The following is a 21327-nucleotide window of genomic DNA, read 5'->3' on the forward strand; positions in this document are numbered from 1 at the left end:
GCGGCAAAGCCGCTTGTCAGGCGTTGGGCCCGGCACGCTTCGCGTGCCGGGCCTTTCACATAAGACTGCGTAAAACATCCCACACGGCCAGACCAAGGAATGGCAATGAAAGCAACGTGGCCAGCAGAAGAGCCGCAGCGGGGGTGAATTGGGGACGTGAGGGTTTCATGCATCGCATTAACCCTCTTTAAACTTGAATATTGGTTAATGGCGGTATGGAAAACCTTGCCATCCCCTTACAACAATCGCCCGAATTTGGCCGAAGCTGTCAATCAATGGGTATTCCAATGCAGTGCCACTCCATAAGCCCCGCCCCCGGGCGCGACATCACGTGGCAGGTACAAAGCCGTTGTTTTTCCCCCCTGGGGCAAGTGGATCTGGTATCGCGTGGTCCCGTCACAAGCTGTTGTCAAGACAGCCAGGAATGGTTGCGGTCGTGGCGCAATTATCATGGCGATATTCCCCTGCTTTTGAACGCGCCTGACATCCCGGCAGATGCCCTGCGCCAAAACGGGTTCTGGCCCCTGATCACCGCAAGCTATACAGCAATCTTGGATCTGGCGACGCCCAATCAGATGCGCACTGCCATGCGCCAAAAATGGCGCAACAGATTGAACCGGTCTGAGCATGAAAAAGTCGACGTAAGTCATTATGAATTGGGCGATAATCACTGGCTTTTAGATGCGGAAAAACTTCAGACACGGACCAGAAAATACAGAGGATTTCCACCAGAGATTTCATTGGCTTTTGCCGTAGAAAACCCAGGACATGCGATCATTTTTGAGGCACGACATCATGGAGACATTATTGCCGCCGCCCTGTTCCTAAGACACGGAAAGATGGTGACATGGCAGATCGGACACAGCAGACCTGAAGGCCGCAGGCTAAACGCCATGAATTTGCTGCTATGGCGCGCGATGGTCTGGCTGCAGGACCGGGGCCACACCGCATTGGATCTGGGCGTATTGAACAGTCAAGATGCAGCGGGAATGACACATTTCAAACTAGGAACCGGAGCCCGGATTGAACAAACATCGGGCTGCTGGTTGCATTGGGGCGTGCTTGCACCAATTGCACGCCATCTGCCGCTTTGGATGGCGGGCGTTAAGAAAGAGGTTAACGCCACATCAGGCGAAATTCTGGGAGGAGTCTGACCTAGCGCGTCTTGGATCAGATTTCCCGGCGCAACTCTTCGGGTAGGTCATCTTTGATCCCGTGAACAAAAATATCGATCTCTAATCCCAGTTCCACCTCGAATTCATTCAGTTCAGGGCCACTCCAACGGCGGTCTTCAAGGCTGGCGCGAAAATTCCGGCATGTCTGCAGATCTTGTGGATTGTGCAGTTGGGTTTCCACGGCACGCAACAGATCGATACGTTTGTGCACCTCACACATACCTGAAAATGCTTCCATCATAACACGCGTAAGGCGGGGTTCTTTCTGCCAAGTTTGGCCAGAGAACACCTCTTGGACAACACGATTTCCTGCACCAAGACAATCATAGGCAACACACCCGCCTAAACCATCCTGGCTGAGACTGTCATGGACAGAACATTTGTGCCCAGACAAATTGCGGCATGGCTCCCCCGGGTTTTTACTGAATGCGAAGTCCTTGCCCTTATCAAAGGTCAGCACCACGCAGCATAGCGCTGCGCATTTCGAACAATCGGTTTGAAGATGATCGGTCTGCGGCATGATGGCTGTCGGCTCTCACTGGTGTCATAGGTGAATAATTAAGGGACCTTATCCGTGGAACATCCGTGGAATGCAAGATGAACACAAAGGATGCAAATCTATGATCTTTTCTTCAAGAACGACCCGTGAAAATCTGACAGCCGGTCCATCTGGTCATTGAAACTATTCGGGCCTCCCTTCATCATATCACTGACAAAGGAAGGCCCGTTTGCATACGCCGTTCATCCAAAGATGAGACGAAATGACTTATTCAACCACTGTGACGGATTTCATATAGTCCGGATCAGTGACTGCGCCACTTCCCCCGGCGCCACGTTTGATGGCATCGACCACGTCCTGACCTTCGATCACCTGACCAAAGACCGTATACTGGCCATTCAAGTGAGGCGCAGGTGCGAACATGATGAAGAACTGACTGTTCGCAGAATTCGGGCTGGCGGAACGTGCCATGCCAACAGTGCCCCGATTAAAGGGAACCGCGTTAAATTCTGCAGCAATATCAGGCAGTTCAGAACCGCCCGTGCCAGGGCGTCCCGAAGGAGCCTCTACACGGCCGAATTCCACATCACCGGTTTGCGCCATAAAGCCATCAATCACGCGGTGGAACACCACGCCATCATACTGACCTTCTTTCGCAAGCGTTGTGATCTGCGCCACGTGATTGGGTGCAACATCCGGCATCAGATCGATCACGATCTGACCATCGGTACTGCCTGCAACTTCGATCACAAGGTTCGGAGTATCCGGATTGTCCTGCGCCTGAGCGGGGGATGTGAACATGTAATATGCCCCCAGCACCGCAACGCCCAGAACACCAAGAGTGGCCGGAATGATGTCGCCTTTAGACATCCGCTGCCACTTTCACAGAGGTCATGCGATCAGGGTTCATTGGCGGCTCGCCACGCTGAATTTCATCAACAATGTCCATGCCTTCAATGACTTGACCATAAACAGTGTATTGACCGTTCAGGAAGTCATTGTCTTTAAAGTTGATAAAGAACTGGCTGTTGGCAGAGTTCGGGTTGGCGGAACGTGCTGCGCCAATGGATCCACGTGCGTGTGGAATCTTGGAGAATTCAGCAGGCAGATCAGGGTGCTCAGAACCACCCGTACCAGCACGACCAATGTTGAAATCTTTGTCCCAGTTGCCGTTTGCAACGTCACCGGTCTGCGCCATAAAGCCATCAATCACGCGGTGAAAAACAACACCGTCATACGCACCCGCGCGGGCCAGTTCTTTCATACGCTCGGCATGCTTTGGCGCAACATCAGGCAAAAGCGCGATTTTCACGGTGCCCTTTGTGGTTTCCATGATGATTGTGTTTTCGGGATCTTTGATTTCAGCCATTTGGGGCATCCTTTGTATGATATTTGCCGCGCAGCTTATCTAATGCTGTCTTCGGGGAAAAGCAGAATTGACGTGCGGGCCCGGATGTTGTGTTAAAGGACGCGAAATTTATGCTTTGGAGTGCGTTATGACTGCCGCAAAACCCTGGAAGACATTGGATGATATGGAACTGGCTGGCAAAGTTGTGCTGACCCGCGTGGATATCAACGTGCCCATGGATGCCGGTCGCGTCACCGACATGACCCGGATTGAACGCATTCTGCCCACCGTTCGTGATATTCTTGCGGCCGGCGGCAAGCCTGTGCTGTTGGCACATTTTGGTCGCCCGAAAGGTGAAGTGCGGGCGGATATGTCCCTGGGCTTGATCCGCGACGCACTGGAAGGCGCATTGGGGAGCCCTGTTAAATTTGCGGCAAACTGCATTGGCGCGGACGCGAAACATGGTGTGGCTGATCTGGCGGATGGCGAAACCCTGCTGCTGGAAAACACCCGTTTCCATGCGGAAGAAACCAAAAACGATGCGATGTTCGCGGCGTCTCTGGCGGCACTTGGTGATATTTACTGCAACGATGCGTTTTCTGCGGCCCACCGCGCCCATGCTTCAACCGAAGCCATCGCGCGCCTTCTGCCTGCCTGTGCGGGACGCCTGATGCAGGCCGAGCTTAGCGCATTGGAAGGGGCACTTGGCGCGCCGGAACGTCCGGTTGTCGCGGTTGTAGGCGGTGCGAAAGTATCAACGAAACTGGATCTTTTGGGCAATCTTGTTGGTAAAGCTGATCATCTGATTATAGGCGGCGGCATGGCAAATACATTTCTGGCAGCGCAAGGTGTGTCTGTTGGGAAATCGCTTTGTGAACATGACCTTGCAGATACAGCGCGTGATATTCTGGCAAAAGCCGAAGCCGCTGGTTGTGAAATCATCCTGCCACGTGACATCACGGTGGCCCGCGAATTTGCGGCAAATGCTGCACATGAAATCGTAGCCGTCGACGCCTGCCCCGACGATGCAATGATCTTGGACGTGGGGTCAGAAACAAACGCCTATCTGGCAGAGGTTATCAAAGGCGCAAAAACCCTGATCATGAACGGACCGCTTGGCGTGTTCGAAATGGAACCGTTCCAGACCGGTACTTTTGCCATGCTCGATGTCATCGCGGCACAAACCGACGCAGATGCATTGGTATCAGTCGCAGGTGGCGGCGATACCGTAGCGGCGATCAATGCGGCCGGAAAAGCAGACAACTTCAGCTATATTTCCACCGCCGGCGGCGCTTTTCTTGAATGGATGGAAGGCAAAACCCTGCCCGGTGTTGCTGCATTGGCTTAATTTCTTCTTAACCTGATAGCGCTATGCAAATGTTGGCGCTATCACAATTGCCAGTCCTGCCCCGCTCGCATAGAACCGGGGCAAATTTTCTTAGTAACTGCAAATCGGAGCAGAGCAGATGGCGAACCAAGAGCAAACCAAACAAATGCAGAATGGCGCGGGCTTTGTTGCAGCACTGGATCAAAGCGGCGGGTCCACCCCCAAAGCGCTGGCCCTGTATGGCGTTGAAAGCACCGCTTATTCCAACGACGAAGAAATGTTTGACCAGATCCACGCCATGCGCAGCCGGATCATTCAATCAGAAGCCTTCACCGGCGACCGTGTTGTTGGTGCCATCCTGTTTGAAATGACAATGGACCGTGACATCGAAGGCAAACCAACCGCGCAATATCTTTGGGAAGACTGCGGTGTTGTCCCCTTCCTGAAGATCGACAAGGGCCTTGCGGACGAAAGCAACGGCGTTCAGCTGATGAAACCGATTGAAGGCCTGGATGCGCTGCTTGAAAAAGCTGTATCAAAGGGCATCTTTGGCACCAAAATGCGTTCTGTGATCAATGTGGCATCGTCAAAAGGCATCAAAGCCAATGTCGCACAACAGTTTGAATTGGCCGGCGATATTCTGTCCCATGGGCTGATGCCAATCGTTGAGCCAGAGATCACTATTTCAATGGACGACAAAGCTGGTGCAGAAGACATTCTGCGTGATGCCCTGCTGGGCGCATTGGATATGGTTCCGGCGGATCAACAGGTTATGTTGAAACTGACACTGCCGGAAAAAGCCAACCAATACAAAGCCCTGGTAGATCATCCAAAAGTAATGCGCGTTGTTGCCCTATCCGGTGGATATCCACGTGATGAAGCCAACCGTCGCCTGTCTGAGAACACTGGCATGATCGCAAGTTTCTCACGCGCGTTGACCGAAGGTCTGTCTGCCCAACAGACACAGGCCGAATTTGACGCAACTTTGGATACCTCTGTCGGGTCAATTCACGCGGCATCGGTTGCTGGTTAACCCGACCAAAACAGGGATGTTATTTAAGGGCGCTGCGGCGCCCTTTTTCATGCGATAAATTTGACTCACTTCCGTCGCTGGAACAAAAAAATCACAAAATCGAATCATAAGGGATTCACAAATCGAATCACTTGTGGCATTGTGCCTTCACTGCCCAACAAGAGGCAGAATATTGAGGCAATCGATGAAGACCAGACCCGCCATCGGATCATTTTTGTACTATGGGACATGTCTATTTTTAGGCATGTACTTCAGCTTTACGGCTGTGCAAGGCGATGGCGGGTTGTTTCAGCGGATCCAGGCAGAAGCCGAAGCAGACACCCTGAAGGAAACCCTTGATGGATTTCAGGCACAAGTGGCAGAGCTTGAAAACAAAACCTACCGTCTTTCCGATGACTATCTAGATCTTGACCTTCTTGACCAACAGGCCCGCGCCCGCCTTGGTATGCTGCGCGCAAATGAAGTGATTATTCCCTGATCCCCCATCCGTTTTGAAGTCAACCTAGCCACCTTTTGGGTGGTTTTGTTTTTTTCTCGCATTGCGTCGGGTTTTCAGATAAGCATAGTTTAACGCTAAACTATCTTTGTAATATCGCTACAGTCCGGAGGTCTTTATCTATGGCTGCCAAAAAATCCACAAAGAAACCAAACACTTCCAAAGAGGAGCTGTTGAAGCATTATCGTGAGATGCTGCTGATCCGGCGATTCGAGGAAAAGGCCGGTCAACTATATGGCATGGGGCTGATTGGTGGGTTTTGTCACCTTTATATTGGCCAGGAAGCTGTGATTGTTGGCATTGAAGCCGCAACGGAAGACGGCGACAAGCGCATCACATCTTACCGCGATCACGGGCATATGCTGGCCTGTGGCATGGATCCGAAAGGTGTCATGGCGGAATTGACCGGACGTGAGGGCGGCTATTCCAAAGGCAAAGGTGGATCGATGCATATGTTCTCGAAAGAGAAACATTTCTACGGCGGCCACGGGATTGTTGGTGCTCAGGTTCCCTTGGGCGCGGGTTTGGCTTTTGCAGATAAATATCTGGGCAATGATCGTGTCAGCTTTACCTATTTCGGGGATGGTGCGGCGAACCAAGGTCAAGTCTATGAGACCTTTAACATGGCGTCTCTGTGGAAATTGCCTGTGATTTTTGTCATTGAAAACAACCAATACGCTATGGGCACCAGCCAGCAACGCGCATCTTCCACCCCTGACCTTTACACACGTGGCGCGGCCTTTGGCATCCCCGGTGAAGAAGTCGACGGCATGGATGTTCTGGCCGTAAAAGCCGCCGCCGAAAAGGCCATCGCACATTGCCGTTCCGGTGAAGGCCCCTATATTCTGGAAATGACAACCTATCGCTATCGCGGTCATTCCATGTCCGATCCGGCAAAATACCGGACCCGGGATGAGGTGCAGAAAGTACGCGAAGAACGCGATGCAATTGAACATGTACGCGAGCTGATCCTACAGGGCAAACACGCCTCTGAAGAGGATCTGAAGGCGATTGATAAAGAAATCAAAGCCACTGTGAACGAAGCTGCAGATTTCTCCCGCGAGAGCCCCGAGCCCGCGTTGGAAGAACTGTGGACAGATATTTACGCTGAAGCTTAAGCGCGGAAAAGACGGAGATAATTAAGATGGCAACTGAAATCCTGATGCCCGCACTGTCCCCCACGATGGAGGAAGGCACACTGGCGAAATGGCTGGTGAAAGAAGGCGATACTGTTCAGTCTGGCGACATTCTAGCCGAGATTGAAACCGATAAGGCCACCATGGAGTTTGAAGCGGTGGATGAAGGCGTGATCGGTAAGATCATGATCGCTGAAGGCACCTCAAATGTGGCGGTTAATACGGCGATCGCACTGCTGTTGGAAGACGGCGAAGACGCATCTACAGCGGCTGTTTCGGCGGCTGCACCTGCGGTCAGCGCCACACCAACAGCCGCAGCTCCGGCAGCGCCTGTTGCTGCCGCCCCTATCGCCCGCGTTATACCAGAAGACGACGAGATCCCGGAAGGCACCGAAATGCGTTCCACCACTGTACGCGAAGCTTTGCGCGACGCGATGGCGGAAGAGATGCGCCGGGACGAAACCGTATATCTAATGGGAGAAGAAGTGGCCGAATACCAAGGCGCTTATAAAGTATCTCAGGGTCTTCTGGACGAATTTGGCGCACGTCGTGTGATTGACACCCCCATCACCGAACATGGTTTTGCGGGCATTGCGACGGGGTCTGCCTTTGCCGGGCTCAAGCCAATTGTTGAATTCATGACCTTCAATTTCGCCATGCAGGCCATTGACCATATCATCAACTCTGCCGCAAAGACATTGTATATGTCCGGTGGTCAGATGGGTGCACCAATGGTGTTCCGTGGCGCCAATGGGGCCGCCGCCCGCGTTGGTGCACAACACAGCCATGACTATGCCGCTTGGTATGCACAGGTGCCCGGCCTGAAAGTCGTCATGCCCTATTCCGCAGCAGATGCAAAAGGCCTGCTGAAAAGCGCAATCCGCGACCCAAATCCGGTTGTGTTCTTGGAAAATGAAATCCTGTATGGTCGCAGCTTTGATGTGCCTGTGATGGATGATTTCACAGTCCCTATCGGCAAGGCCAAGATCTGGCGCGAAGGCTCAGATGTGACCATCGTCAGCTTTGGCATCGGCATGCAATATGCTCTGGAAGCCGCTGATAAATTGGCGGAAGATGGGATTTCTGCTGAGGTGATTGATCTGCGTTCTTTACGCCCGATCGACTATGACACATTACTGAATTCCGTCATGAAAACAAATCGTTGCGTGACTGTTGAGGAAGGCTTCCCTGTGGCATCCATTGGCAACCACCTGTCTGCAACCATTATGGAACGTGCCTTTGACTATCTCGATGCACCCGTGATTAACTGCACAGGTAAAGACGTGCCAATGCCCTATGCGGCGAACCTCGAAAAACACGCACTGCTGACCACGGATGAGGTCATTGCAGCGGTGAAACAAGTGACCTACCGGTAAGGGAGAAACGCGATGCCTATAGAAATTCTCATGCCCGCACTGTCCCCGACGATGGAAGAAGGCACACTGGCAAAATGGTTGGTCAACGAAGGGGATACGGTGCAATCTGGCGATCTTCTTGCCGAGATTGAAACCGACAAGGCCACCATGGAATTCGAAGCCGTGGATGACGGTGTTATCGGTAAAATCCTTGTGGCTGCCGGCACTGCAAATGTTGCCGTGAACACGGTGATTGCTGTTTTGTTGGAGGATGGCGAAAACGTCAGTGATATTGGCACGTCTTCCCAGTCTACGCCCTCGGCTGTCAAAGCCGACGCAGATGCTGAAGCGGCCCCAAAGGCGGCCTCTGAAGCAGCTGCTCCCGCCCCCGCAGCCCCAATCAAAGACGGCACACGCATCTTTGCTACGCCTCTTGCGCGGCGGATCGCGGCAGACAAAGGTCTTGATCTTGCGCAGCTCTCGGGGTCTGGCCCCCGTGGTCGTATCGTCAAGACCGACGTGGAAAATGCATCAACCACAGCACTGGCGCCTAAATCCACGCCAGCGTCAGCGTCAGCAACCGTGTCCCCCCAAAGCGCCGATGCTGCCTCTGTTGCACGGATGTATGAAGGGCGCGAATATGAAGAAATCGCACTGGACGGCATGCGTAAAACCATCGCAGCCCGTCTGACCGAAGCCAAGCAGACTGTTCCGCATTTCTACCTGCGCCGTGATATTCAGCTTGATGCACTTCTGGCCTTCCGTGGACAACTGAACAAACAACTGGCTCACCGTGATGTAAAACTATCGGTCAATGACTTCATCATCAAAGCCTGCGCACTTGCCCTGCAACAAGTACCAGACGCCAATGCCGTTTGGGCAGGAGATCGCGTGTTGAAAATGGCCGCTTCAGATGTGGCCGTGGCCGTGGCAATTGAAGGTGGCTTGTTCACCCCTGTCCTGCAAGACTCTGAAATCAAGACACTTTCAACGCTCTCATCCGAGATGAAAGATCTGGCAACCCGTGCACGTGATCGTAAACTCGCCCCACATGAATACCAAGGCGGCAGCTTTGCGATTTCAAATCTTGGCATGATGGGCATCGACAACTTCGACGCCGTGATCAACCCACCACATGGGGCGATCTTGGCCGTTGGCGCCGGGAAAAAGAAACCCGTGGTCAATGCCGAAGGGGATCTTTCCGTTGCAACCATCATGTCTGTGACGCTCTCGGTGGATCACCGGGTGATTGATGGCGCTCTTGGTGCACAATTACTCGAAGCAATCGTGCAGAACCTCGAAAATCCAATGGCAATGCTCGCCTGATCCACATCGGGACGCAACGTTAAACAGAAAAACCCCCGGGGCATTGCGCCACCGGGGGTTTTTCTTGATCTGGATCAGAGTGTCTTCATTTGAGCATCCCTATGCGCAAAGTTGCAACCACAAAGGATCTGACTATGGACTGGAAAGCAGCTCTCTCTCATACCGCGTCTCTGCTCAAGCCAATGCGCGCAGAACAAGCCGATACAGCAAAGGGGTTTCACGCCCTACATGAAGCCGCATTTGAAAGCGGCGCCTTAGATACAAAGCAAAAGGAGCTTATTGCTCTGGCCATCGGAATCTCAAAACAATGCAATGATTGCATCGGCTTCCACGTCAAAGCTGCGATCCGCGCAGGCGCAACCCGTGATGAGATCGCCGAAATGGTGAACGTCTGTGTTCTGATGAACGGTGGGCCCGGCTACATGTACGGCGCCAAAGCAATGGAAGCTTATGATCAACTGTCCTGAGCATCCACAGGCAGCGCCTGCTTACCGCTTAACAGTTGATCCATGGTGACAGAGGGCTGATCACAGCCCGCTTCACCTACTATCTTCGCCGGCACACCCGCCACCGTCTTGCAGGGAGGAATTTCCTGCAGGACAACAGAGCCCGCCGCAATACGCGAACAATGTCCGACTTTGATGTTTCCCAATACTTTCGCGCCAGCCCCGATTAACACACCATCTGCAATCTTCGGATGACGATCTTCGTCTTCTTTTCCTGTCCCGCCCAATGTCACGGAATGCAGCATCGAAACATTATTGCCAACCACAGCCGTTTCACCGATCACTATTGAATGGGCATGGTCGATCATAATACCACGTCCAATGCGCGCGCCCGGATGAATGTCGATCCCAAAGGCTTCTGACACGCGCATCTGAAAAAAATAGGCCAGATCTTTACGTCCCTCTACCCACAGAGCATGGCCAATACGATAGGCTTGGATCGCCTGAAACCCTTTGAAGAACATCAAAGGTTGCAACAGGCGATGGCAGGCAGGATCACGTTCCTCAACAGCCACCAGATCCGCACGCGCTGCCTGTAAAATATCTGGATTTCGTGTATAAACGTCATCCGCGACTTCGCGCAGCAACTGTTCTGACATCTCACCAGATGCCAGTTTCAGCGCAATACGATATCCCAATGCCTGGGCTAGGCTTTTGTGATGCAGAACGGTCGAATGAAGCAACCCACCCAGCATCGGTTCTTCAGAATGGGCTTCTCCCGCTTCTTTTCGGATACGCTCCCAGACAGGATCCACCGTGTGAATGTCTGAACTCAGGTTCTGAATCTGTTCCCGATGAGCCATAATCCGTCCTCCGGTGGTGTTGCCTTCTGATCTGTGCATTTATGCACTAGGCACCCTTTTGTCGAGCTTAGCTCTACGGCATAAGGAAAATCCCCCAAATCGCAGGTTACTTTAGGAAAAATTCCACAAACTGAAACTTTAACAGGAATATATCCCACACGCTCCCTACGATCACAACTTCAAAAGAACGCCTTTCTTCCTTTAAACATATCAATTCATTACCCGTTTTGCATCATCAATTCAGAGATCTCCCAACAAGACTATTGGCCCCCTTAGAAATCCCGCCAGAGTATCCGGCAGATTCTCATACTCCCATCTGCAGAAGCGCTGGCAGACCCGGGCCATACAGTGCAGAAACCTGCATAACCTCGACAGCATAGCCGGTCCCAACGCCGTCTGCGGCCTGCATGCTGGCATCATATATGAAGCTAGGGGATGTGACCGTGGCTTCACGTAACAAAACCCCGCCATCCCAGACCCTCACCAGGTAAAGCTCACTTTCCTCCCCCAAAGGAACCTCAAAGCTCTCCCAACTGTCGCCATCCACACGTGTGCGCCGGATCCAGCTTACTTCCAGATCCCCGCCAAAGACAGTGCCTTGCAGATGTGCAGGGGCAAAGGGGCGCAAGCCATTGCCTTTGAAATTGCCAATAATGTGAATATAGGACGGATCATCGTATGAGCGGCTTGCGGGGCCAATCCGGTAATGACGATCCAGTCCACGGGCCTCAATCGCCCGCTCAATCTGCTGTGGTGCATCATTCAACAACACAAACAGGCTATCCTCAGGCCAACTATTGGGCATCATCCCATCTGTGCCTTGTTGCCCGCGTAAAAAGCCCCGCAATTCCCAAGTATCAGGAGCAACCAAAACAGCCTCTTCAAACTGCAGGACTTCCCAATTGTCAGCTGATCCATCACCAACTGCCGCAAGGTTTGCACCGTTCAGAACGTCTTCCTTACTTGCGGAAGACAATGCCCCTGTAGAAAGCTCAACCGTCAAAAACGCCGACCGATCCAAAACACCAGCAGGTGCCTTGCGGAACTCTGATCGGGTCACGCCAAAAACCGCGCCTTTCTGTAACAAATTGTTCAATCCATAGCCATTGTCTGTGGCCGAACTCAGCGCAGCGACAGTGCCCGGCCAAGGCTTAGCCACAACAGCAAGCCAAGGAGCATGTGCAACATCGCTTCCTGACAGCAAGGGCAAGTCCATAAACACAGGCAAAACCGGTACAGGCACCAAAAATGGTCGCATTCCGGGCGTATCAAGCGAACTGTCTCCGGAAACATAGACACCCGTTTCAACCCGTACTGCATCCACAACCTGCATCCCGGATTGTTCAACATGGTCAATGCGGTACGATGCGTTATTGCCTTCTTCATCTGGCAGGTGAATGACATCCCCCGCACCAACCAACAACTGCGATGGTGGCAAAGCCAGACGCACAGTGTCACGCGCAATCCGCGCCTCAGCAAGCCAGCGTTCCGCGATCATGCGGGCCTCGTTCTGACTTATGGCAAGGGGCAGTTCATTCTGGCTGACAGAATAGGTCACCTCATCTGGGAAAATTGCTTCGACTGAACGGATGTCGTAATTCCCCCCGACTTCAATGTGGTTCAGGCGTACCCTGCCCGCAATTTCGGCGGTGGGCGCCCGTGTGGTCTGAACCCGTGCGTCCAGCTCGTCCGTTACCACCATTTCATCTGATGAGATCGCAATCGATGCATGCCCGTCACGTAGACGAAACTTCAGCACGCCTTCACGCTCAATCGCATCGAAACCATAGGCCAACATCAGGGGCTGTATCGCCGCACGTGCGTCTCTGCTATCATCATCAAGGTAACCGAGCACATAACCATGCAATTCAGACACATCGTATTTCTCAACGCCGGATCGTTTGCAAATCTCTTCAACAACCGCTGCCAGTCTCCAACCAGAAGAACGCCCATTCAACCAATGACCACGCGGATAGTTCACGCCATCAGACCAAAGCTGCCCGTTATTGGGAAACCACGGAAATGGTCGCGCATCCCAGGCCCAGACATGCGCATGGGCCATATCCACCATCTGATGCCCACTGTCCGGATCCGTCGGGTTATTTCCTGGATCCGCCCAGTAGCTTTGTATCGCGCCCAGCGCGGCACGCTGCATCAGCTCATCCCGACTGCCATCAGATTGATAGGGCAAAGCACTTTCTGAGCTTTTCGGATCCAGAAACCTATTGGGCTCATTCGCCCCTTTGTCTATCGCAGCACATCCGTATTCCATAAACCAGATCGGCTTGCTGCCTGGGACCCAGAGGTTGGGATCTGTGTCGCGCACGCCGCCATTGCGCCTGTTATAATGCAGTTTTGTCCACCAAGAGCGGATGTCTTTATACCGGAACACCCATGGTTCGTTCTCAGCGCCATCCGTGATAGGTGTTCTTATCTGGGCTGCACGTGCTTCTGAAGAATGGTAAAACCAATCATAACCTTCTCCGCCCATCACATTACCGCGCAGATAGTCCGGATTATAAATAGCGCCCCAGTGGGCATCCAAATGATCCCGTCCGTCCCGCCAATCAGCAAGAGGCATGTAATTGTCCATCCCGATAAAATCGATGTTGTCATCCATCCACAGCGGATCAAGATGGAAATACACATCCCCAGATCCATCCTGTGGGTGATATCCGAAATATTCGGACCAATCGGCGGCATAACCAATCTTAACATCCGGGCCAAGGATAGTGCGTACATCGGCTGCCAGAGCAATCAGCGCATCAACAGCAGGGAAACTGCCATTCTCTCCCCTGTATTGCGTCATACCACGCATCTCTGACCCGATACAGAACGCGTCTACCCCTCCCGCAACGGCACACAAATGGGCGTAGTGCAGGATAAACCGCCTGTAAGACCACTCAGCAGGCCCTGTATAGCTCACAGAGGCCTTCACAGCCCCGTCAGAGGCGCTAACACTCCCGCCATGGGCCAGAGGCGCAGATGCAGCCACAGTCACCTGTGTAAAGTCACCAGGTGCCGCAGTGCCAAAAAACACATCCACCTCCGCAGCTGCAGCCGCAAATGTATCATTGCTCCCGGTCTGCCCTGGTGCCTTATTCCCGGTGATACGTCCCCGCCATGGCAGGGCAGGCTGATCCCCTGCGTCACTCCAAGGGTCAGGCAACCCATTCCCTGCGATTTGATCCATCAGGATGAACGGATACAGCACCACCTCTTGGCCACTGTCTTTCAGATGGTGGATTGCCTCGATCACGGATTGATCCGTAGGTGTTCCCCCATATATGGCACGCCCGTTCTCTTCGGGAACAAGTGTCGCAGTATCACGACGCAACCCGCTGACAGCCCAGGGCATCGCAGCGGCGTCATTGGTGTTCTGTTCGACCTTCGGACGCAGATTACAGTGCTCCATACGTAAATCATCGCCAAACCAACTCACCACAAGCGACACGGACTTACTGGCCGGCAAAGCACTGCCCAGCGCGGAAACAGAACCCGTAAAATCGGTCATCCCTGAAGGAGAGTTCAGATTAGCCCCACGCAAACGTCCAGGCCCATCGCTGTAATGCACTGGCGTGGTCGCCAGACTGTATTCCCCCGTACCCGGAATAAGCGCAACACCCTGAACACCTTCGGCCAGTGTTCCAGCTTCCGAAACGCTGTCCCCTTCAACGCCACGCTCTGGACGCTCAACTTCAAAAGACAGCTGTGGAATACGATTGCCATAAGGCCCAAGCGGCAGATCTTCCAACACAACATATGCGATCCCACGGTAAGATGGTGCATTCCCCACACCTTGCACCGCTTCAATCTTGGGATCCGGCATTTGGTCTTCGCGCCCCGTATAGACGCGCATGTTCAGACCATCGGCAGAAATCTCATCCCCATCCGCCCAGATACGCCCTACACCACTGATCTCTCCTTCACACAGGGCGATGGCAATGCTGACGCTATATTCATAGGTCGTAACCTTAGGGCCTTTAGGCGCCCCCCCCTTGCCGCCACTGCTTTGACTGGAGCTGGAATTCTCAAGAAAGTCAGATGCCCAGATGACCTGCCCGGGTACACGCATTGCACCATACAGATGCGGGATAGACGATCCTTCCGACGCGCTCATCAGACGAAAACGATCCACCTTCCCCGTCTCCACAGGTTCAGCACCACTTCCCATGATCCGCGCATCAATCGCACGTCCAATCGTCGCCCCGATAGCACGACCAATCACAGCACTGGATAATCCAAGAACCGTTCCGCCAAAAGCAGATCCCAAGGCCGCACCAGCGGCACCTAATACAATCGTCGCCATCAGTTGCTCTCCTTTGGGAATTCAAATCGGGCCGCAATTCTGCGCCCCCATGGCTGGCTCAGCGGGCTTTCCGTGACCGCATGACCGCTATAGGCATGAATGAAGGTCGGGGCGGCACCACAGGTCCCCTGGAGGCCCAGATGTTTAGCGACCGATCCACGTCGCATGCGAAACAACAACACATCCCCTGGTGCCTCCTGGGTCAGAGGTTTCACCACAAGATAGGCACAGGCCGCGCGCCAGAGCACTTCGTCACGGGAAGGTTCAGACCAATCCGGCGTATAAGCAGGGATACGTGCGGGCTCTTCACCAAAGAGATCCCGCCAGACACCCCGCAAAAGCCCAAGGCAATCGCACCCCGCGCCTTTCTCAGATGTCTGATGCAGATAGGGCGTTCCGATCCAGCTGCGCGCTTCATTCAGAATTTGTTGCTGCTGTTGCATTGCTTACCCTCCCGGTCCCACACCAAGTGATCCGCCCGTATTGCTGTCCGCCTGTTTTGGAACAGCCATCAACCAGTCTTCTCCAGGCATATGGGGAAAGCCACGAAAGTTCAGAAAGTTATCAAACTTGAAGCGACAGCTTGAAGCGCGCTTATCACAACCAGCTTCAAGGCGGATCATGTCACCCGGCTCAATACCCGCCTGCAGCCGATCCCAAAGTTCAATCTCTCGCAGGTCAACAGACAGACGATCATTCTTGATAATCGCAACAAGCCCCTTCGCTTTCCCGCTCAAGACCTCAAGGCGGCCGCGTTCAAACCAACGGTGATCAAATCCGTCCAGCACCCCCGGCAATTCAAACCGCAAGACCCTGTTATCCTCAGCACTCTGCAAAGCAACCTCCGCAACATAGCCCGGCGTGTTCAGATCAAATCTGCACTTGCCGTCCCCCAAGACCGCAGAACACGGGCTTTGGTAGACACGACCCTGTGGTTGGTTCAAAGATTCAGTAATCCCCCGCAACTCCGCCTCAAAGGCCCCATTGCCTCGGGTCATTGCCCCGACCTCACCACAAAACTGCAAGACACGCTGCGCAGGGTCCGCCCAGTTCACAAGCCATGCCCGCACTTCAGCACGATCAAATCGCCCAGCAATGATATCTTCTTCCTTCACCGCAGCCGATGTCAGTGCGCCCATTGCCTCGGTGTTGTCCACCGACAGGCCCGAGGATTGCGTCAGCGCCTTCGCCGTCAATCCGGTATTCGCAACAAAATCTATACCCTCAAAGGTCAGATCCAGATCGTGATCCGTAAAACCATAAGTCTGCCCATCACGTCGTACAATCGCCCAGGCCCGACAGGTGGTGGTTACACCTTCTGCCAGATGGGCCGCTAAATCTGTAGGAAATGCCATCAGACACGCACCTCCACCACAGGCACATCAGGCGCATCCCCGGCCTGGAAACTGGCAACCGATGTCATGATACGATCCACGTCAAAGCGCACAGGCACGTCAAATTCAAACCCGGCCTGTATTTCCGCGCCCTCATCCGGCGGATGATCAAAATGCACCATGCCCGTCAGGTGATCGACACTGTATTCAATGCTCTCTTGCAAAGCATCGCCGTCCAACCCGATCTTCACTGAATGCAGCACAGGTTTGGCAATCGGTCGGGTATAACTATGATCCCCCGAGATGTAGGTCTTCACCAATTGGAAGTCCCGGATCACACCATCTCCGACTGCAATCACCTGATCCGCAAAATTCACCTCTGCCGAAGCACGCCCGGTCTTAAAGTCAGACCAGTCTTTCCAACGGAACCCATATAGCTGCCCGCGCCGGGCCTCGAAAAACGCGATCAGCACTTCAATATCGTCCAAAGAACGCATCCCAAGCCCGGCGTCATAGCGTCTGCGCGAATGTGCCCAGGGCGTGTTGCGTTCTTCATGCCCATTGGCAAGCGTCACTACATCTGTGCGTCGCTCAGGCCCGCCCAGTGACCCAAAACTCAGGTTGGCTGGAAATCTGACTTCATGAAACCCCATGGGAATACCCTCCGTTCAAAGAAAAAGAGGCCCGAAAAACCCGCGCCCCTTATGCTGCTGTTCAAAATCGTCTTAACGGTTGCGTGCGCCCTGCCCCAAAGCACGGCTCATCTGGGCGGCAATCTGACTGCGGGACCGTTGAAAACCACCCACATCTGGGGTCGAAATATTCATCACCACCTGCACAGGGCGGCCCGCGCCCCCATCCGCCCGCACCCCAAGCTTGCCATCCGCGCCTCGCGTCAGGGGCATAATCGCTTCAGGGCCGGCTTCCCCCATCAGCCCCATCCCGCCACGCATCGGAAACGCCGTCGGACCATTCACCACCCCGCCATTGGCAAAGGGTGTCACACGGCCCTGGGCAAATGACCCGCCATCAGCAAATTGAAACAACCCGTTAAACAGCCCATTCACACCTTCGCCAATCAAACCGCCCAAACGATCCGTCACCGGCTTAACCGAAACCGAATAGGCCGTATCCAACATGGATTTGGCGACACCATTCAAAGCGGTCGACAGTTTATCCCCGTCAAAAACCAGCCCATCAATCGCCCCCTTCAGGCCGCGAGACACACCACGGCTTAACGTCGTGACCTCTTTCGCAGTCCCCCCAAGACTGTCATCCAAACGCGCCAACTCATTGCCAAAGGCCTGCGTCATCCCCGTGGTTGCGCCAAGGGCTGTCTCTAGCGTCTCAAGGCTTTGATCCAGACCATCAACTTCGTCAAACTCCGCCATCATTCTCTCCATTCCTTGCAGGGCATGTCACATCCGGGAAATCCGCCAAAAGCTCATCCAAACGCCCGCGACTTAACGCGCGTCCCTGACCTTCCTGCCCCAGTATCAACATCAGTTCCGCAGGGGTCAGCTCCCAAAAGTCCCGGGGTTTCAGGCCTGCACCACGTATTCCGGCTCGCATCAGAGTGCCCCATTCGAACCCGTCCTCAGCCATCACGCACCGCCTTCTGAACGGCCTTCATCCGGCAAGGCAAACGCCCGCGTCAAAAGCTGTGCCGCCACACGCGCGGCTTCAAGCGGACCACCCGCGATCTCTGCATCAATCAAATCACCCGCCTGGCCCTTCCAGCCGCCACCACGCAGTCCTGCCACGATGAGTGCCAGAACATCACGCGTGGAAAACGCCCGCGCCTCAAACCGCTCAACCAACTGCACCAGCGTGCCGGTTTCAAGCTGCGTTTCAAGCTCTGCTAAGGCACCCAAGGTCAGCTTCAACACCTGCGGCTCTCCATTCAGGGTCAGCGCCACTTCTCCGCTCCAGGGGTTTGCCATCTTAAAGCGCCGTAAAAGTCAAAGCACCGGCCGACGCCATGGACAATTCATACGTCGCCTCACCATTATGGCTGCCGCTATATTCAATCGAAGTCACCATAAACGCCCCTTCAATCACACCAAAATCAGGCACAATCACCTGAAAATCAGGTGTCTCACCGTCAAAGAAAATCTGGCGCGCGCGTTCGTCCGTGCCTTCGTCCTTAAACACACCAGACCCACTGATCGCCGCGGATTTCACCCCGGCACCGCCCAACAATTCACGCCAGCCGCCTTGGCTTTCCAAGCTCGTGACATCCACGGTTTCCGCATTAAAACTGATCCGCGTGGCGCGCAGACCAGCCACTGTTTCAAACAGGCCCGCGCCCGTCATATCCATCTTGATCAGCAGGTCTTTCCCATTTTGAGCAACCATCATTCTTCTCCGATTATTATAGGATCAATTGTCTTCAACATTAGCTATCTTCAACACGGGCACGGAACCGGATGTCGATACGTCGGGTTTCCCCAACGCCAACCCGTCTGGCCGTGGCCCGATCAAATCGCATGTAAATCAGCCGTCCTCGCGCCAGGATCAACTCGGCATCCACAAGGGCATCCGACACCACCGCAGCAACATCTTTTGCGGTCTGAAACCCTGCCTCATCCGTCACAACGCTGACCGTCACAAAATGCAAAGCCCCCGCGCCCGTCTGATCCGACCGGTCCCGCACATCTTCCGGTCCCAGGCTGACATAGGTCGCCGGGATCACACCCGCCGGCACGGTGTCATAAATCGCAGCCCCCACCAGCAAAGCCAGTTCACTGCTGGCTGCCAATCTCTGATACACGGCCGACTGCAAAGCCGAAGCAACACCATAGCTCATGATGCGACCTCCTCTTCTGCATGGCAGGTCAGATACAGACCGCGCGGATCCGCTTCCTTCACCGCAGTAATGCGCCAGATCCGGGCACCATCGGTAAAACGTTGTTCGGGGCGCGGGCGTGACGGGGCACTTTCCGGGGCCCCTCGCACCAGAATATTGTATCGCACTGTTGATCTCGTCGTCAGATTGGTCGCTTTTTCACGGGCTGACGCCGCCGTAACATGCGCCCACAACACCCCCTGCGTGATCCAGGTCTGCACCCATCCCCCGGCTCCATCCGGATTCAAAACCGGGCTTTCCAAGGTCAGCTCTCTGTTCAGGACCGGGGTCATTTTACACCCCCAATCGTACGCACCGTACGATAGCGTGAAATCAACATTTCAACACCGGCAGGCAAGCAGCTTTCATCCATGCCGTCCCGATTTTCATACAGGTTCGCAGCCAGCATAAAGACCGCCTGGGCAATATCTGCGGGCATGTCGCCCCAGGATGCCCCAAACCCGGCCTGAAACCCGATCTCGGCTTCGCCAGCGGCAGGTATTGCAGGCAAATATCCCCCTGTCGCCACAAGACGCGGACGAAAGTCATCTTCCTGCAAACGGTATTGCGCGGGATCAATCACCGTAACATCCCCGGTTCGGTCAACAATCTGCAGGTTGATCAGGGCTGAAACCGGGGCCACCGGCAATGCCTGACAGCTCTGGTCACGCCAGCCCGTGATGCGCCAGATAAAATCCCGGGTCAGCAATATCTTTCCCGTGCGCGTTTCAATCATGGCCAAAGCGGCCCTTAACGCGCGTTCCAACACGCCATCCTGCACTGCGTCATCGGCAAACCCTGTGCCCAGACGCAGATGATCCCTGAATTCGGCCAGTGGCAGCGAAAGCGTGGGGATCGTGGTCTGCTCGATTAACATCATGAAATATCTCCGAAACTCTCACCCTCCAGGCCAGAAACCAGCCTTCTTGAAATGACGCGCGCCGCCCATATCGCCCGAACGGAGGGGAGCAGCTGGAAAACATGGAAAGCTGCAGCGCGCGTCGCATGTCAGGGATATTCCCCGACACACATCGCAGTGATTAGCTCACCGCGAATTTCAGCAGTTTGATCGCCGCGAAATCGCTTACGTCACCGCCAACACGTTTGGTCGCATAGAACAGAACATGTGGCTTGGCAGAAAACGGATCACGCAGCACACGCAGATCGGGCCGCTCGGCAACCGTATAACCCGTACCGAAATCGCCAAAGGCAATCGCATGGGCGTCGGATGCGATATCTGGCATATCTTCAGCAATCAGAACCGCATAGCCCAACAGACGTGCAGGTTCACCCGCGGTCAGACCATCAGTCCAAAGAAAACGGCCATCCGCATCTTTCATCTTACGCACAACGCCTGCGGTCTTGGAATTCATCACAAAAGACGCATTCGCACGGTATTCCGCACCCAGGGCATAGACCAGATCCAGGATAGAATTCGCCGGGTTCGCACCGTCAAAATCACCATCCGCACCGGTGGCCACATAGCCCAGATTGCCCCAGGACCAAGACGCATCATCCACAATCGTATGATCTAGGAAACCACGTGGCTTATCCGCACCGTCGCCATTGATAAACGCCGCCGCTTCTGCACGGGAAAACTTATCGGCAATGCGGCCAGCCAACCAACCTTCAATGTCAAAGGCACTGTCATCCAACAGGCGTTGGGATGCTTTTGGCAGGGCAGACAGCTCATGCAAAGCAATCGAAATACGATCAAACTGCGGCGAAGATGTCTCAGCAGTCGCCGTGACTTCATCCGCCCAACCAGCACCCAACTCAGTGTGATCCACCAGCACGTCATAAGACGTCGCCTCTACATTCACCACATTGGC

At 54.2% G+C, this 21327-nt stretch carries 24 protein-coding genes; 8 read left to right on the plus strand and 16 right to left on the minus strand.

Going from position 1 to position 21327, the window contains the following annotated elements; translation table 11 throughout:
• Nucleotides 1-287 precede the first annotated feature (287 nt).
• The gene (locus ACPGUT_RS13170; protein WP_423992121.1) at nt 288-1154 is read left to right on the plus strand and encodes a GNAT family N-acetyltransferase; all 867 of its coding nucleotides are present in this window, start codon (nt 288-290) and stop codon (nt 1152-1154) included.
• A 16-nt stretch (nt 1155-1170) separates the two neighbouring features.
• Here ACPGUT_RS13170 and ACPGUT_RS13175 read toward each other — a convergent pair whose 3' ends face one another.
• The 3 genes from ACPGUT_RS13175 to ACPGUT_RS13185 form a co-directional block, all read right to left on the minus strand.
• Nucleotides 1171-1569: a hypothetical protein gene (locus ACPGUT_RS13175; RefSeq protein ID WP_423992123.1), complete on the minus strand. Its 399-nt coding sequence runs from the start codon at nt 1567-1569 to the stop codon at nt 1171-1173.
• A 372-nt stretch (nt 1570-1941) separates the two neighbouring features.
• Nucleotides 1942-2544 carry a peptidylprolyl isomerase gene (locus ACPGUT_RS13180; protein ID WP_423992125.1) on the minus strand — a complete coding sequence of 201 codons (603 nt, stop codon included), beginning with the start codon at nt 2542-2544 and terminating at the stop codon, nt 1942-1944.
• Nucleotides 2537-3043 (minus strand): peptidylprolyl isomerase, encoded by a 507-nt coding sequence (locus ACPGUT_RS13185; RefSeq protein ID WP_423992127.1) that lies wholly within the window; start codon nt 3041-3043, stop codon nt 2537-2539. The genes ACPGUT_RS13180 and ACPGUT_RS13185 overlap by 8 nt, the downstream gene beginning before the upstream one ends.
• 127 nt (nt 3044-3170) lie before the next feature.
• Between ACPGUT_RS13185 and ACPGUT_RS13190 the strand changes: the two genes are divergently transcribed.
• The 7 genes from ACPGUT_RS13190 to ACPGUT_RS13220 all read left to right on the plus strand — a co-directional run bounded on the left by ACPGUT_RS13190 (nt 3171) and on the right by ACPGUT_RS13220 (nt 10162).
• Nucleotides 3171-4370, plus strand: a complete 1200-nt coding sequence (locus tag ACPGUT_RS13190; protein WP_423992129.1) for a phosphoglycerate kinase — start codon at nt 3171-3173, stop codon at nt 4368-4370.
• Nucleotides 4371-4488: 118 nt separating this feature from the next.
• Nucleotides 4489-5382, plus strand: a complete 894-nt coding sequence (locus ACPGUT_RS13195; RefSeq protein WP_423992131.1) for a fructose bisphosphate aldolase — start codon at nt 4489-4491, stop codon at nt 5380-5382.
• Nucleotides 5383-5566: 184 nt separating this feature from the next.
• A complete protein-coding gene (locus ACPGUT_RS13200; protein ID WP_423992133.1) occupies nt 5567-5860 on the plus strand; it encodes an FtsB family cell division protein in 294 nt (97 codons plus the stop codon).
• A gap of 140 nt (nt 5861-6000) precedes the next feature.
• A complete protein-coding gene (gene pdhA / locus ACPGUT_RS13205) occupies nt 6001-6996 on the plus strand; it encodes a pyruvate dehydrogenase (acetyl-transferring) E1 component subunit alpha (protein ID WP_423992135.1) in 996 nt (331 codons plus the stop codon).
• Between the two features lie 26 nt (nt 6997-7022).
• On the plus strand, nt 7023-8390 hold the full coding sequence (locus ACPGUT_RS13210; RefSeq protein ID WP_423992137.1) for a pyruvate dehydrogenase complex E1 component subunit beta: 1368 nt from the start codon (nt 7023-7025) through the stop codon (nt 8388-8390).
• A gap of 12 nt (nt 8391-8402) precedes the next feature.
• The gene (locus ACPGUT_RS13215) at nt 8403-9695 is read left to right on the plus strand and encodes a pyruvate dehydrogenase complex dihydrolipoamide acetyltransferase (protein ID WP_423992139.1); all 1293 of its coding nucleotides are present in this window, start codon (nt 8403-8405) and stop codon (nt 9693-9695) included.
• 134 nt (nt 9696-9829) lie between these two features.
• The gene (locus ACPGUT_RS13220; protein WP_423992141.1) at nt 9830-10162 is read left to right on the plus strand and encodes a carboxymuconolactone decarboxylase family protein; all 333 of its coding nucleotides are present in this window, start codon (nt 9830-9832) and stop codon (nt 10160-10162) included.
• Here the strand turns inward: ACPGUT_RS13220 and cysE are convergent.
• The 13 genes from cysE to ACPGUT_RS13285 all read right to left on the minus strand — a co-directional run.
• Nucleotides 10150-11004 (minus strand): serine O-acetyltransferase, encoded by an 855-nt coding sequence (cysE, locus tag ACPGUT_RS13225; protein WP_423992143.1) that lies wholly within the window; start codon nt 11002-11004, stop codon nt 10150-10152. The genes ACPGUT_RS13220 and cysE overlap by 13 nt on opposite strands.
• 304 nt (nt 11005-11308) lie before the next feature.
• Entirely contained in the window at nt 11309-15313 is a 4005-nt protein-coding gene (locus ACPGUT_RS13230; protein ID WP_423992145.1) for a baseplate multidomain protein megatron, read from the minus strand.
• Nucleotides 15313-15756 carry a peptidase gene (locus ACPGUT_RS13235; RefSeq protein ID WP_423992147.1) on the minus strand — a complete coding sequence of 148 codons (444 nt, stop codon included), beginning with the start codon at nt 15754-15756 and terminating at the stop codon, nt 15313-15315. Before ACPGUT_RS13235 ends, ACPGUT_RS13230 begins: the two co-directional genes overlap by 1 nt.
• A 3-nt stretch (nt 15757-15759) precedes the next feature.
• Entirely contained in the window at nt 15760-16668 is a 909-nt protein-coding gene (locus tag ACPGUT_RS13240; protein WP_423992149.1) for a DUF2163 domain-containing protein, read from the minus strand.
• Nucleotides 16668-17300: a phage distal tail protein, Rcc01695 family gene (locus tag ACPGUT_RS13245; protein ID WP_423992151.1), complete on the minus strand. Its 633-nt coding sequence runs from the start codon at nt 17298-17300 to the stop codon at nt 16668-16670. The genes ACPGUT_RS13240 and ACPGUT_RS13245 overlap by 1 nt, the downstream gene beginning before the upstream one ends.
• A gap of 72 nt (nt 17301-17372) precedes the next feature.
• Nucleotides 17373-18038, minus strand: a complete 666-nt coding sequence (locus ACPGUT_RS13250) for a phage tail tape measure protein (RefSeq protein ID WP_423992153.1) — start codon at nt 18036-18038, stop codon at nt 17373-17375.
• Nucleotides 18025-18252 carry a phage tail assembly chaperone gene (locus tag ACPGUT_RS13255; RefSeq protein WP_423992155.1) on the minus strand — a complete coding sequence of 76 codons (228 nt, stop codon included), beginning with the start codon at nt 18250-18252 and terminating at the stop codon, nt 18025-18027. The genes ACPGUT_RS13250 and ACPGUT_RS13255 overlap by 14 nt, the downstream gene beginning before the upstream one ends.
• A complete protein-coding gene (locus tag ACPGUT_RS13260) occupies nt 18252-18590 on the minus strand; it encodes a gene transfer agent family protein (protein WP_423992157.1) in 339 nt (112 codons plus the stop codon). The genes ACPGUT_RS13255 and ACPGUT_RS13260 overlap by 1 nt, the downstream gene beginning before the upstream one ends.
• Nucleotide 18591: 1 nt before the next feature.
• Nucleotides 18592-19005: a phage major tail protein, TP901-1 family gene (locus tag ACPGUT_RS13265; RefSeq protein WP_423992159.1), complete on the minus strand. Its 414-nt coding sequence runs from the start codon at nt 19003-19005 to the stop codon at nt 18592-18594.
• 40 nt (nt 19006-19045) lie between these two features.
• On the minus strand, nt 19046-19456 hold the full coding sequence (locus ACPGUT_RS13270; RefSeq protein ID WP_423992161.1) for a DUF3168 domain-containing protein: 411 nt from the start codon (nt 19454-19456) through the stop codon (nt 19046-19048).
• The gene (locus ACPGUT_RS13275; RefSeq protein WP_423992163.1) at nt 19453-19788 is read right to left on the minus strand and encodes a head-tail adaptor protein; all 336 of its coding nucleotides are present in this window, start codon (nt 19786-19788) and stop codon (nt 19453-19455) included. The genes ACPGUT_RS13270 and ACPGUT_RS13275 overlap by 4 nt, the downstream gene beginning before the upstream one ends.
• The gene (locus ACPGUT_RS13280) at nt 19785-20375 is read right to left on the minus strand and encodes a head-tail connector protein (protein WP_423992165.1); all 591 of its coding nucleotides are present in this window, start codon (nt 20373-20375) and stop codon (nt 19785-19787) included. Before ACPGUT_RS13280 ends, ACPGUT_RS13275 begins: the two co-directional genes overlap by 4 nt.
• A 160-nt stretch (nt 20376-20535) precedes the next feature.
• The coding region (locus ACPGUT_RS13285; RefSeq protein ID WP_423992167.1) for a phage major capsid protein at nt 20536-21327 on the minus strand (792 nt) is incomplete at its 5' end.

The sequence above is a fragment of the Halocynthiibacter sp. genome (assembly GCF_049608145.1).
Lineage (GTDB): Bacteria > Pseudomonadota > Alphaproteobacteria > Rhodobacterales > Rhodobacteraceae > Halocynthiibacter.